Genomic DNA, 14,463 nt, shown 5'->3' on the forward strand with positions numbered 1-14,463 from the left:
GGGTTTTTATTGCGGGCGTATCACCCCGGCTGATGTTGCTTAAACAGCGTCAGCATCTCTTTTGCCGCCTGCCGTCCGGCGGCCATCGCCGTCACCACCAGATCGGCACCGGTGACCACATCGCCACCGGCGAAGATTTTATCGTGGCTGGTCTGCCGGGTGGCGCGCCCTTTGCCGCCGGTTACGATATTCCCCCAGCGATCGCGGTCAACGCCGAACCCGCGCAGCCACGGCATATCATGGGCCTGGAAACCAAATGCCATAATCAGCACATCGGCCGGGAGTTCAAACTCCGAACCGGCGATCGGCTGCGGACGGCGACGGCCATCCGGCCCCGGCTCACCCATCTGTGTGCGGATCATACGTACCGCGCTCACCTGGCCTGCGCCGTTACGCTCGATGCTCTGCGGCTGGACATTGAACTCAAAATTAACCCCCTCTTCGCGGGCGTTGGTGACCTCTTTTTTCGACCCCGGCATACTGCGTTCATCGCGTCGATAGGCGCAGGTGACGCTGGCCGCTCCGCGGCGAACAGCGGTGCGCAGGCAGTCCATCGCCGTATCGCCGCCGCCAAGCACTACCACACGTTTACCCTCTATCTCCGTTAACGGATACTCCTCGCTCGCCCCAAGCCCCATCACCTCGCGGGTGCTGGCTATCAGGAACGGCAATGCCTGAATCACCCCCGGCGCATCTTCCCCCTCTAACCTTGCGGTCATCAGGCCGTAAGTGCCGACGCCGAGAAAAACAGCATCATATTTTTCCAGCAGATCGCTGAAATCCACATCCCGACCCACTTCCTGATTGAGATAAAAATGAATGCCCATACTGCTGAAGATCTCACGGCGTACGGCCAGCAGTTGCTTATCGAGCTTGAAAGGTGGAATACCGAAGGTCAGCAGCCCGCCGATCTCCGGATGACGGTCAAAGACATCAACCTGCACGCCTGCACGTGCCAGTATGTCGGCACAGCCCAACCCGGCGGGCCCCGCGCCGATCACCGCCACCCGCTCCTCGCGCGGCATCACGTTTTTTATCGTCGGCCGCCAGCCCATCGCCAGTGCGCTATCGGTGATATAGCGTTCGAGATTGCCGATCGCTACCGATCCGCCCTCATTTTTTAGCGTACAGGCGCCTTCGCAAAGCCGGTCCTGAGGACAAACTCGACCGCAGATCTCCGGCAGGGAACTGCTTTGATGGCTCAGTTCCGCCGCCGCGATAATCTCGCCCGCGTTAACCAGACGAATCAGATCGGGAATGGCGTTGTGCAGCGGGCAGGTCCAGTTACAAAAGGCTTTCTGCGCACAGTAAAGACAGCGCTCGCTTTCATAGTGCGCATCGCACGCCGCCAGCGGCCGATAGATCTCCTCAAAGTGCTGTTTACGTTGTTCGGCAGCGATTTTTTGCGCGCCCACCCGTGGCGGTTTAGCCAGCATGGCCTGTCGGCGTTCACCGTGAGGGGCCGCTGGCTGGCCCGTCGCCGAGCGCAGCTGACGCTCGCGACGAAGCTGGCTGATATCGGTTTCTTCCAGCAAACGCAGCGCCCGCGTCGGGCAGTTTTCCACACAGGCGGGCTGTCGGGAGAGACTGCTACTACACAGGTCGCACTTTTGCGCCCATTGCGGCGCATCAATATCATTAGCCACCATCTCGATGGCACCAAACGGACAGGCGATCACGCAGCTTTTACAGCCAATGCAGCGCGCGCCGTTAAGCTGCACGCTGCTGTCGGTAAACTGCAGCGCCTGCGTGGGGCAAGAGGTGACGCAAGGCGCATCATCACACTGGTGGCAGGTGATAGCGGTACTGGCGTGACGGTGGGAATAAACATGAATGCGCGGATAAAAATCGGTGCGCTGTTCCGGCCAGATGCCCTGATGATGGCTGGTCACGCAGGCCACTTCACAGGCGTGGCAACCAATACAATTTGCCGCGTCGGCAACAATAAATTTATTCATTTGCTTCCCTGTGGTTGTAAGTTTAAAAGAGGGAGCAATGCAATAATCAGGCGCTATTCACCGCTTTATACAGGTGACAATTATTTTTGTGAGTCACCTCAACAATTATTTCCTGCGATGCCAACACCGGCAGGAAAATTATTTTGCGCAAGACAAATTTCCTGATTCCTGTTAATCAGATTGATAATTTTTTCCCCCCGGACGCCAACCAAAATGAGAGAGTTTCTCTCTCACAATGAGAACAGCCGCTTATTTCCCAGCGGACGGCAGCGATTCTCGCCTGTTCACAAAATATCCCCTTTCGCCGCGCGTGACGTATTTCACATATATATCTGCCGATAAAGGCCATCCCTATTTTTGGCACAGCTTACGCATAGCACAGGCGAGCATGGTGTATACGCCATCAACGCAGGGAGGCTTCGGCCTTCGAATCGTAACTTCGGCTCTGTTTAACCCTTAACGGAGAGAAGTCGTACAGGAGACACTCATTTCATGAACGATAATGTCATTCCGGTCGCGCGAAAGACGGCAGTCACCGCGCCTGTCGATGAAGTTTTACCTGTTACGCAAATGCTGCTGTATGGTCTGCAACACGTCCTGGTGATGTACGCCGGTGCGGTCGCGGTGCCGTTAGTGGTGGGTAACGCGGTAGGGTTACCGCCTGAACACATTATTTTGCTGATCAGCGCCGATCTGTTTATCTGCGGCGCGGCAACGATAATGCAGTCACTGGGCGCAACACGGTGGCTGGGCTGTAAAATGCCGCTGATACAGGGCTGTACCTTCGCCGCCCTGATACCGATGGTGCTGATTGGCAAGCAGTACGGTATTGGCGGCATCTCCGGCTCGGTGATTATTTCCGGGCTGTTTATCCTCTGCTGCGCACCGTGGATAAGTAAACTGATCCGCTTTTTTCCCAACGTGGTGATGGGCAGCATTGTGACCCTTATCGGCCTGTCCATCATGCCGGTTGCGGGAGGCTGGATCGGCGGCGGCTCCAGCGAGATGGCCGGTTTCGGCTCCCCCTTCGCGCTGCTGATGGCGGCCATTACCTTAGTGGTGATCCTCAATATTTATACCTTTGCCGCTGGCGTGGTTAAAAACACCGCCGTACTTATCGGTTTGATCATCGGTACGGTGCTGTGGAACCTGTTTAAACCCCTCGATTTCCAGTTGGTCAACACCACGCCGTGGCTCCACTTACCTACCTTAATGCCCTTTGCGCAGCCTGAATTTCATATTATCCCCATTGCGCTGCTGTCGATGGTGATGGTGGTGGTGATGGTGGAAACCATGTCTTCGATGCTCGCCACCGGGGAAATGGTCGGTAAGAAAGTCGATGCCAAAATGTTGCGCAACGGGCTTAATGCCTGCGGCGTAGCGACTACCGTTTGCGGCTTCTTTAACCTGTTCCCCTATGCCGCCTTTGCGCAAAATGTCGGTCTCATTGGGCTGACCGGCGTACGCAGCCGCTTTGTGGTCTCGGTGTCCGGTATCATTTTGATTTTAATGGGCGTGTTCGCCAAAATGGCGGCGCTGGTGGTGCTGATACCGAAACCGATTCTGGGCGGCGCGGGCATTGTGATGTTCGGCATGGTCGCCGTTTCCGGCATCCGTACCCTCGGGCAGGTGAATTATCGCAATAATAATAACGGTATGGTGGTGGCCCTAACGTTGGGGCTTGGCATGATGCCAGTGCTGGTACCGAACTTATTCATGCAGTTCCCCCCCATGATCAAGCTGTTCCTGCATAGCGGCATCACTATCGGTACGCTGACAGCGATAGTCGCCAACCTGACCCTGAATGGCAGCGTGGCGTTCAAAATCTCCCATGAAACCCCGGTTCCCGATCCGCAGCCACCGAGTTCGGCGGCACGTAATATGGCCGTCAGAACGGTAAGAATGTGGCTGCTGCTGCGCAAAGTGCAGAAAGAACAACAGGCCCACGAGGAATCGACATGATGCTGCGTCTGGTTCAGGCCGTGCTTGTCCTGCTGCTGCTCACCCTTTCGCTGGTGCAGCAGGGCATCGCCCTCGGTATTGAAAGCCGCTTTAGTTATGGGCTGCTGTTTTAAGGGGGAAGATTCTGGCTGGTGCGGAAGCAGGAATAAGCCCCGCAACTTGCGGGGCGCTGTTTTAGTTTTGCTCAACCAACAGGCTGTGGCGCAACTGGGCAATCTGTTGATACTGCAGCGGTGTATCCACATCCCAGTGAATCCCCTGCTCTGTTACCGGCACAGCGCAGGTGGCGATCTGTTTGATCACATCTCTTAACGTTGCGCCCGGTGGCGCGTTATGGATAAGGGCGATAGCAGACTGCGGCAACAGGATCGGATGCCCTTTACCCTGCTGATAAACGGGGATAAAACAGGTATCCCGCCCGCTACAGGCCCATAACGTGCGATAGACGTCGCCAGTGACTTCCGGCATATCTCCCAGCGCGAGAAAAAAGCGTTCTGCGCGAATATGGCTTACACCGTACTGAATCGAGGAGAACATCCCGGCCTGATAATTTGGGTTGTGCACCACCTTAATTGCCGGATGATGCTGATAGTACGCGGCTAATTCATCGCCGCGAAAGCCCGTTACCAGCACTACCCGATCGCAAAAAGCCAATGCGCTGTCGAGGGCGCTATCAAGGATGGTTCCCGCGCCCCAGGGCATCATCATTTTCCACTTTCCCATGCGGCTGGAGAGCCCGGCCGCCAGCATCACGCACTCTTTCATTCTCTTTCTCCGTTAAACCTTGCCACGCCGCCGCGGCTGACGGCGGCGGCGTTAACGCCGTTATCCCTTTAGTACCGCTTTTATGGAGGTAATAATTGGTTGATAGCCGGTACAGCGGCAGAGGTTGCCCTCCAGCGCTTCCATCAGTTGCTCATCGCTCGGATCGGCGTTGGTATCCAGCAGCGCTTTGGTACTCATCAGCACGCCGGGCGTACAGAAGCCGCACTGCACGCCGCCGTGACGCACGAATGCATTTTGTAATTTTTTGCCCACCGGATCGTGGTGCAGCCCTTCGATGGTGGTCACATGCGCGCCGTGGCACTGCGCCGCCAGCAGCAAACAGGAGCAGACGGATTTGCCGTCCATAATAACGGTACAGGCACCGCACTCGCCGACGGAGCAGCCCTCTTTGGTGCCCGTCAGGCGTAATTCATCGCGCAGAAAATCAATCAGCCGAAGGTTATCTTCAACATCACGGGCAATGCGGATGCCATTCACTTTGAGTTCAATATGATGCATGGTTACAGCTCCTTATTTTTGCTTCTCGGCTAACACGTCCTGCAACATCTGGCGGAACATATCGATAAAGACGGGGATTTTGTACGGCGCAGACCAGCGCCCGCCGATGGCCTCTTCCATCAGCCCGTTAAGCACCTGCACGGCCTGTTCAATGGTGACGGCGTTCAGCACCTTGCCCGTCAAGGCTTGTTCCACCGCCACCAGCCGCTGCGGTTTGCTTAGCAGCGCGCCGTCCACCAGACAGCACATGCGCATCACCTTGTCGTCATCGACGACAAACTGGCCGGTTAAACTCTGGCGGGTGATATTGAGGGCATTACGCCGCCCCAGCTGCAGATAGCGATTGATCACCGGCACGGAGATTGGCGCAGGCAGAATAATTTGCGTCATTAGCTCGCCAGGCTCCAGACAGGTGCGGTAGCCGCCAATAACAAATTCGCTGACCGGCATGCGCCGCGTGTAGCGCTGGCTGCGCAGTTCCACTTCAGCGTCATAGATAATCAGCGGCGGCATCGAGTCGGCGCAGGGGGCAGCATTCACCAGATTGCCGCCAAGGGTGGCGCGATTGCGCAGCTGCAGGGAGCCGATGGTTTGACAGGCCGTCACCAGCAGCGGGTAATGCTGCTGAATCAGGGGATGGGCGATAAGATGGGTAAAGCAGACACCTGCACCAATAGCGACGCCGCCATCGACGGGCATAATCCCTTTTAACTCCGGCAAGGCGGCAATATTCACCAGCGGGACACTGCCCGATTGCATTCTCGCCTGCACCAGCACATCGGTTCCCCCGGCAAGGGGCATTGCCCCCTTCTGCTCCATCAGCATTAAGGCTTCTGACAGAGTTTGCGGCAGATAAACTGACAGGCTATTCAGGCGAGGAACATGCTTTTTCGCCGCCGATTCATTGATCTGTTCGCTCTGGCGCTGGGGCTTTTTCAGGTTGTAGCCCAGACGCACCTGCTCTAAGGTCAGCGGCAGCGTGCGGTTGCGTCGACCAATGGCAAAGCTTACGGCGTTGTTTAGCGCAGCGGCCCCGAGTTCCAGCACCGGCTCGCCAACCACCTTCCCGCCCATCGGCCCGGCGTTATCGTGATTTTCCACGGCGATAACATCGATATGCGGCATATCTTTAATGGTGGGCAGCAGGTAGGTATCGAAGTTCTCGGACTTCACAATGCCATGCTCGATATTGAAGTCCTCCAGCATGCCGTAGCCGATCATCCCCTGCAGGACGCCGCCGTAGACCTGGCCGTTAAACCCAACGGGGTTGATCACTTTGCCCACGTCATGGGTGGCCACCACGTTATTGACCGTCACTTTCCCGGTGCGCATATCCACCGCCACATCCGCCAGCTGGCAACCGTAGACCCAGGTAAAATAGGGGCTGCCGCAGCCTTTCTCCTCATCCCAGTGAATACTCGGCGCGACGTGCCAGCCGTAAGAGGACAAATTGGCCCCGCTGGCTTTGGTCATATCGACCACCTGCTGAAAACTGAGGCTCAGTTCCGGGCGATGAGTGTTAAACACCCGTCCCTGCTGCCAGACGAGATCCTCAACGCCTTGCGCCTTGAGCATCTCTTTGATGGCATCCGCCATGCGTTTTTTAATCTTATTCGCCGCGCTCAGGATCGCCTGCCCGCCCATCAGCGTACCGCGTGAGGCCACCGTTGACCCGCCGTCGGCAATCATCGCGGTGGCCGGTTCGCTAAACGTTACCTGATCCAGCCCAACGCCGAAGGCTTCCGCCGCCAGCAGGGACATGGTGGTTTGCAGCCCCTGGCCGTTCTCCGAGACGGAAGTGGAGATATTGATACTGCCATCGGCATTCACCTGAATCAGCGCAGACGAGGCATCCAGCCCTTCGGCACCCAGTGAGCAGCCCCGGTGGCTTAAGGCGAAACCGATGCCGTAACGAACAGGCCCACCTTTGGCGTTGAGATGCTGATAGTGCGCCCGTTTGGCTTCGTATTCGGCTTTGATTAAGGTCTTTTCCAGCACTTCCTGCGCGGAGACGGTGTGCTTATCGAAGACCTGGCCGGCCATGCTGGTATCGCCCTGGCGGAGCACATTGCGCAGGCGCAGCTCAACGGGTGAAAGCCCCATCAGCTCCGCCACTTCATCCATCAGGGATTCATTCGCGAAGATGACCTGCGGCGCACCGTACCCGCGATACGCCGAGGTGTAGTTATTGTTGGTATAGACACCAACGAGATCGACGCGAACGTTAGGGATGTTGTAAGGCCCGGCCGCCTGCACCGAACTGCGCCAGGTGACGAAGGTGGTTTGCCCGGAGTAACTGCCGCCATCGGCGATGATCTCGATTTTCATCGCCTGAATCCGCGCGTCGTCATCCAGCCCTATGCGGTATTTCATTTTATAGGGGTGGCGCTTATAGCTCTCGCGCATGGATTGCTCGCGGTTATACGCGATTTTCACCGGCCGCCGGGTGAGATGCACCAGCAGCGCCGCGCGACAGGAGACATTATCGATAATGTCATCTTTGCCGCCAAAGGAGCCGCCCAGCACCGAGCGCTTAACGTTCACTTTCGACTGGGGAAGATTGAGATATTTAGCGACCACCGCGCGGGTACGGTGGGCGTTCTGGATTGAACCGGCAATGGTCATAAGCTGCTGATCATCATCGAGCCAGGCGACTATTGCTTCCGGTTCAATATAACCATGCTCCTGAAAACCCACTTCGTATTCACGTTCAAATATATGGGTGGAGGCGGCAAAACCGGCGTCAATATCGCCTTTCACCGTGTGGTGGCGATTAATCACATTGCTGTCGAGTTCACTATGAATAAGCCTCGCGCCGGGCTTTAACGCCTCTTCCGGGGACGTAATCGGTGCCCAGGCGGTATAAGTAACATGAATTTTATCGACGGCAATACAGGCAGCTTCGTACGATTCGGCGGCGACCACCGCTATAACATCGCCCCGATAAGCAATTTCATCATCGATAATAGGCGGATGATCGGGAATAATCGCCCCGAGTTTGCGCTGGCCGGGAATATCATTCCAGGTGGCGATACAGACCACGCCGGGAACATTTTCCGCATCGGTCAGATCAAGTGAGTCAATTCGCCCGGCGACTATATCCACATAGCGGCACACCCCATACAGCATATCTTTTAGTTTGATGTCATCGCCGTAAACCGCTTTCCCCGTTACCTTCGCGAGCCCATCCACGCGCGGCACTTCACTGCCAACCAGCAAGGTTTCCATGACATTGCGTCTCCACTATTAAGAAAGATAGCTGAGCAAAGCAACGGTTATGCCATATATTCCGGCACACGCGTTTCACAGGTAGATATGTGAGTCGCTTCAAAAAGCATGGCGGAATAATAAAAACCGCGTTCATTTGTGCCGCTGCGTATTATCAAAAAGAGACGCGGCGTATCAAAATGAGAAGGCTTTAATGGCGAGGGTTTAAACAGGTTTGATTTTTAAGCTGTAGACATGATTATTACTGTTTAAATAAGGCGCTGGGTATTTGCAGATTATTGGTTTCACAGATGCGACGTGGTTAAAGACAAACAACCTGCCCGGCTTTTTGCTGCCCGTTCAGGTACGATCACCCTCGCGTTGCCAAAGTGGGAGCAACAAACGCAGAATCGCCTCCTGCTGCCGCAGATTTACTCGATCGGGCTGATCCTTGTGCTTGCCCGGTTAGGACCCTTGATGGAGAAGAAAAAGATTATGGATATCAGCACCGTTATTTTTGCCGCCGGTCGCGTGCGGCTATTACCCGATGAAGGCAAAATCCCCTGGGATGAACCGGCCTTTAGCCAGCGCATGCTGGAAAATCATCTGTCGCAGGATCATGACTGGGCCAGCCGCAGGCTGAGCGTAATCGATCGGCAGGTTGAATGGATTGGTCGCCAGCTTCCCGCCAGCGCACGCATTCTCGATCTTGGCTGCGGCCCCGGTTTTTATGCTCACCGGTTAGCGAAGCGCGGATTTCACTGTACAGGAGTGGACTTCTCACCGGCTTCCATCGAATGGGCTCGCCAGCAGGCGCAGGATGCGCACCTAAATATCGACTATGTTCAGCAGGATATTCGCACCTTCCGCCCGCAACAATCCTTTGATTTCATCATGATGACCTTTGGCGAACTGAATGTGTTCAGCGCGGCAGACGCGCGCGCCATCATCGAGCGCTGCGCGCAGTGGCTGGCGCCGGGCGGTAAGCTGCTGCTTGAAGTGCATACTTTCGCTGAAGTGAAACGCCAGGGTATGGCGCAGGCGAGCTGGCAGCGTTGCCCGCACGGGTTGTTCCTTGCCACGCCTCATCTGCTGTTGACGGAAAATGGCTGGGATGAAGAAAGCCAAACCAGTGCCACGCAATTCTGGGCGATTGAGGAAAATGGCCGCACCACTCGATTCGGCAATCAGATGACCGCCTGGCATGATGATGAATATGTCAGTCTGCTTGGCGACGCGGGTTTCAGCGTAGCGCAGCGCCCGGGCAGCAGTGAATGGCCGGTCAGCGAGACGTTTGAGGGCAAGCTATTTGTGCTGCTGGCTGAAAAAGAAAAAAACGATTGAGAGCAGCGATAGTTTAAGGGTAACCGCCTTAAGGATGTTTAAGGCGGTGTGTTACGGCTACCCACCAGAAGGCAAAGCGTGTGGACAAAGAAGCAGTGAAAAAGGCCTTGCATGATTTACAGGTACCCCCTGATAGCTACGCTATCGATGAGGTGAAAGATGAAACCTTATGCTTACTGTTCGATGGGGCATTATGGTGCGTTTTTTATAGTGAGCGTGGGAATCGCAGCGAACCAGAGTATTTTACCTATGAGCAGGATGCCTGCGAAGGGTTTCTTGCGCGGATACGAAATGGATTTAGTTGTATAAACTTTTTTAATTTTCAAAAGTAAATCATCACAAGAGCTACACGTTTTTTTGAAGTAATTTTATATCCTTTGTACGAAGCCATAATGTATTGTTGTAGCCCATTAACTAAGATAAGCCAACCTTGGTTGATCAAAAATTTTGTTGCTCGCCGTGCATTAGGATGAACTCATCAGTCGAACTTAAGGAATCCTTATCATCTCTTTTGGCGCTTGTTTGAAATATTTACAAAGGTGTAGTTACTTACTGTTAGAGAAAGTGAGATCTAACGAAAAGAAGCATAACGATCAGAAGATAATTCAATATTTATACTTACATCCAAATCATAAGACATCTGATATGATTCAACAATCAAATAGTTCCTCTCCCAGACGTGATTTTCCGTTTCAATGATAAGCGAGCCAGATGCCACCAGGAAATGATAAATAATTATCAACTGTTGATTAGGGAGAGAAATGAAGGATGTTTCGGGATTCATAAATAGGAAGGTGAACACATAATATTTCGCAGCAAAGTTAGTACCAACGTTGATATGGCACTAAAAAAACCAGTGAGAAAAGATTCTGGATTATTGTTTATATCTGAAATTATTCCATATCTTCCCTGCCAACCGCATTTCAGAAATAATTAATGGGAGTTATCAAATGGACATGTATAATTTTAATCAATGCAAAGAGATGACAAAATCAACTTCCTGGACTTTTGTTGATTTTTTCCGCTGGAAAGCCCTTCCTGACAGATTCGGCGGTGGTAGAAACTATCTAAGAACATTTAAAGACTTTTGGGTTAAGAAAAACAGCTCGTTAATCCGCTCAACAGCCCTTTACTATCAACTACCTTTAGAATTACTCGCTGGCGTTTGCTGGATAGAGGTTGGTGGGGATCCAAATATTATGGATCGAATAGCTCTAAATGTTCGCATTATAGATTGGAGCGGTTCACCTTTTTTAGATCGTCATTTCACCGTTACCTCGCCACCGAATAAAACCTCTTTTGGATTCGTCAGTATACAACTACGTACCGCTGCTAAAACGCTTGGCCTCAACGCAGAAAAAATGGATACAAATGAACTACGAGCATTATCAAAGTGCCTTGAAAAAGACATCTATAATATTAAAATTGTGGGGATGCACTTACGTCAACTTGCCAACTATGACAACTTACCAACTCCTCTTAGTATGGATGATGTAAGGATCATTGGAGCCAGATATAACCGAGGCACCAACCCTAGCCTGGAAAATATCAAAAATGACACGCGGTATGGTGATTTTATTGTGAGAAACTGGGATCACTTTACTTCATTGATTAATGGATAGGATTATAGCCACATGAGCAAGTTCATTAGAATAATTTTCTCTCTATTTTACCTCATATGCATATCACTTATTTATTTATCTACTGTTGATAAATACGATTTTCTATATGATTTAGATCCGGCTTTGCCGCATGGCTCTCTGACACCCAACAACTCTAATGGTAAAGTATTTGCTGGATTAATCTTGTTTCTACTCTTCATATTTCAGATGTTGTTTATATACCTTGAGAAATCGACTCGATGGAAACGAATAATAAGTATAATGACTGTAGTGGCAATAGTGTTTTTTCTTTTCAGGTAAGAATTTCTTGAGTAGCCGAATATAATTTATCGCGTCTATTGAAGAGATTACTATTTAACGCTTCAAATAACCTTTACCTGTAACCGCAGCATCTTAAATGATTTTGAGGCAACTGTTAAACCAGGGGCGACTCACTATTTAAAAATCAAATTTTCCGCCCCTAACCTTCCCTTTTCAAACTGGCCATTATTAGCTGCCGCGGCCTCTCCGCACTGATAATAATTTATTGATTTGTATTGATTACACGATATTATTCCACGTTACCTTTCATTCTAAGAACAGTAACCACTATATTTATTTATATTTTCCGCGCATATTTAAAAGAATTGAAAATTCACTTAAACATATATTTTATTTAATACATCTGAACTCAATTAATTAATTTAAATTCAAATTTCACCGTTATTCAAGGTCTATTTCGGATCATAAAAACAGTGTGCGAATGATTATATGGTCACTCCCATTTGATTTATTATGAGCTGAATAATATGAATAAAATATCCCAGCATTCCCGGTTCGGCACGCTAAGCGTGCTATCCGCCAGCCTCTGGTCGTTCGTTATTTTGCCCGTACTCCCCGCTTACGCCTCTTTTCAACGGCCGCAGCCGGAAAACACACTGACGTCGCCGGTTGATAATCAGGCCGCACGCGCTCTCGCTGGCCATATACAGTCTGCCAGTAACGGTGCGGATCTCAGTATCGTGGCCAGCAACCAGGCGCGCAGCGCCCTCTCCGGAGCCGCGACTGCGGAGGTCGAACGCTGGCTCTCCACCTTCGGCACCGCCCGGGTCCGTATCGGCGTTGACAGTGATTTCACCCTGAAGGATTCCGCCCTTGATTTCCTCCTGCCCTGGTACCAGACGCCGGAATGGGTAGTTTTCTCGCAGCAGAGCATTCACCGCACCGATGACCGCACACAGATGAACCTGGGTGCTGGCGTACGCCACTTCGGCAGTGAGTGGATGACCGGCGCGAACGCCTTTTATGATTATGACCTGACGCGCTACCACAGCCGCGCCGGTATCGGCGCCGAGCTCTGGCGCGACTACCTCAAGCTCGGTGCCAACGGCTACTTCCGCCTGAGCGACTGGCGCTCCGCCCCGGAATTGAACAATGATTACGAGGCCCGCCCGGCACACGGCTGGGATATCCGTGCCGAAGGCTGGCTACCGGCCTACCCGCAGGTGGGGGGCAAACTGGCTGTTGAGAAATATTATGGTAAGGACGTGGCCCTGTTCGGCAGGGATAAGCGTCAGGAGAATCCGTATGCCTTCACCGCTGGCGTGAACTGGACGCCTGTCCCGCTGGTGACGCTCAGTGCGGAACACGCCGCCGGTAAGAGCGGGATGGATGACTCCCGCTTCGGCCTGCAGCTGAACTGGACCCCAGGCATGAGCATGGCGCAGCATCTCAACCCGGACGCAGTGGGCGAACGCCGCACGCTGGCGGGCAGCCGTCTTGACCTGGTGGAGCGTAACAACAACATTGTCCTTGAGTACCGTAAGAAGGAGCTGATTAAGATGGCCCTGCGCGAGCGCGCGGAGGGGCTTCCGGGTCAGGCATTTACGCTGGTGACTTCCCTGCAGACGAAGCATCCCCTGCAGGCTATCGACTGGAGCGCGGGAGAGTTCCTGGCGGCCGGCGGGCAGATAACCGGCAGCGGCACCGCCACGCAGTTTATCCTGCCGTCGTATCGCACCGGGAGCACGGCGGCAGAGGCGCAGCGGCTGAACAGCTATACCGTCAGTGCGGTTGCCCGTGACGCTCAGGGCAATGTCTCGGCGCGGGCGCAGAGCGTGCTGGTCGTACAGGGAACAGGGGTACCGAGCCAGGGCAGCCTGGAGGTAACGGTCGCGCAGGATAACGCCTTCGCTGACGGCATCGCGACCAACCAGGTACAGGTGGTGGTGAAAGACGGCGCGGGTGCCGTACAGGCAAACACGGCGGTGAATTTCAGCGTCACGCCGGGCGCGCGGCTGTCGGCCACGGATGTGGTGACAGATAGCAACGGGACCGCGCAAGTCACGCTGACCAGCGCCACCGCGGGATCGTACACGGTGACCGCGTCGGCGGGCGGGGTCGATCGCACGGTGCCGGTGACATTTGCAGTCGTACCCTGGCAGGGAACTCTTACGGTAACGCCGGGTGTCTTCATGGTGGGTTCACCTGGCGACATCGTGGTAAGGCTGACGCTCCAGGATTTGAATGGTCAGCCACAGCCGGGAAAAGCGGTCAGTTTCAGTGATAACCTTGGCTACCTGGGCTTCACCAACGTGACGGACAGTGGCAACGGGACGTACACGGCCAATGTCGTAATCCATCAAACGTTGGCTAATTTCCCCTGGGACCTGACCCTCACCGCCTGGGTAAATGGTGCCAGGGTGACGACAGCCAGCCTGGCCGTTATCTCCCCGTTCTAGCTGACGGTGAACATACGCACATCTGTTTATAAGTTAAACTTCGGCCCCCGCAAAATGCGTTGCGGGGGCTTTTTTTGGCATGGTGGCATACCGTCTTGCCATGATAGCCGATAAAATCCAAACCGTTGTGAAACCAAATTTTCCCCATTCAAACCCTTCTCTGGATAGCCTGCGAACGGATACATGCTTTGGAGCGCTTCGAAAGGTGAAGCGGTATTTATCATCATTCCGGTACTGCGCTCGCGCTGACTTTACCGGCGGAAAAATTTACCCAGGCCATACGGCGATTTGAATGTTGTGACATGCGTAGCATGGCGGTGCAGAACAACGTAGCGCTATGCTTAACTGGCATAAAGCCCGTCACAT

General features: G+C 53.5%; 8 protein-coding genes and 1 pseudogene. 5 read left to right on the forward strand and 4 right to left on the reverse strand.

The window, feature by feature from the left end; all coding sequences use genetic code 11:
* Positions 1–20 precede the first annotated feature (20 nt).
* The gene (gene ygfT, locus RW65_RS15220) at positions 21–1,958 is read right to left on the reverse strand and encodes a formate-dependent uric acid utilization protein YgfT (RefSeq protein ID WP_039057635.1); all 1,938 of its coding nucleotides are present in this window, start codon (positions 1,956–1,958) and stop codon (positions 21–23) included.
* A gap of 492 nt (positions 1,959–2,450) precedes the next feature.
* On the opposite strand from ygfT, the gene RW65_RS15225 reads away from it, so the two are divergent.
* The gene (locus tag RW65_RS15225) at positions 2,451–3,920 is read left to right on the forward strand and encodes a nucleobase:cation symporter-2 family protein (RefSeq protein ID WP_039057636.1); all 1,470 of its coding nucleotides are present in this window, start codon (positions 2,451–2,453) and stop codon (positions 3,918–3,920) included.
* Positions 3,921–4,094: 174 nt separating this feature from the next.
* Here the strand turns inward: RW65_RS15225 and RW65_RS15230 are convergent, their stop codons facing one another.
* The 3 genes from RW65_RS15230 to RW65_RS15240 are packed head-to-tail and all read right to left on the reverse strand — an operon-like array spanning position 4,095 to position 8,432.
* Positions 4,095–4,685: a CTP--molybdopterin cytidylyltransferase gene (locus RW65_RS15230; protein WP_039057637.1), complete on the reverse strand. Its 591-nt coding sequence runs from the start codon at positions 4,683–4,685 to the stop codon at positions 4,095–4,097.
* Between the two features lie 60 nt (positions 4,686–4,745).
* The gene (locus RW65_RS15235) at positions 4,746–5,204 is read right to left on the reverse strand and encodes a (2Fe-2S)-binding protein (RefSeq protein ID WP_039057638.1); all 459 of its coding nucleotides are present in this window, start codon (positions 5,202–5,204) and stop codon (positions 4,746–4,748) included.
* Between the two features lie 12 nt (positions 5,205–5,216).
* A complete protein-coding gene (locus RW65_RS15240) occupies positions 5,217–8,432 on the reverse strand; it encodes a molybdopterin cofactor-binding domain-containing protein (RefSeq protein ID WP_039057639.1) in 3,216 nt (1,071 codons plus the stop codon).
* 456 nt (positions 8,433–8,888) lie between these two features.
* Between RW65_RS15240 and RW65_RS15245 the strand changes: the two are divergent.
* From RW65_RS15245 to RW65_RS15265, 4 genes and pseudogenes are all read left to right on the forward strand, one after another.
* A pseudogene (locus RW65_RS15245) lies at positions 8,889–9,740 on the forward strand (class I SAM-dependent methyltransferase); the annotation flags it as partial.
* Positions 9,741–9,835: 95 nt separating this feature from the next.
* Positions 9,836–10,087, forward strand: a complete 252-nt coding sequence (locus tag RW65_RS15250) for a hypothetical protein (RefSeq protein WP_052250323.1) — start codon at positions 9,836–9,838, stop codon at positions 10,085–10,087.
* 618 nt (positions 10,088–10,705) lie between these two features.
* The gene (locus RW65_RS15255; protein WP_082022454.1) at positions 10,706–11,377 is read left to right on the forward strand and encodes a hypothetical protein; all 672 of its coding nucleotides are present in this window, start codon (positions 10,706–10,708) and stop codon (positions 11,375–11,377) included.
* 788 nt (positions 11,378–12,165) lie between these two features.
* The gene (locus RW65_RS15265) at positions 12,166–14,097 is read left to right on the forward strand and encodes an inverse autotransporter beta domain-containing protein (protein ID WP_156124010.1); all 1,932 of its coding nucleotides are present in this window, start codon (positions 12,166–12,168) and stop codon (positions 14,095–14,097) included.
* Positions 14,098–14,463: the final 366 nt, after the last annotated feature.

Origin of the sequence: Enterobacter sp. Bisph1 (assembly GCF_000814905.1) — a bacterium.
Lineage (GTDB): Bacteria > Pseudomonadota > Gammaproteobacteria > Enterobacterales > Enterobacteriaceae > Kosakonia.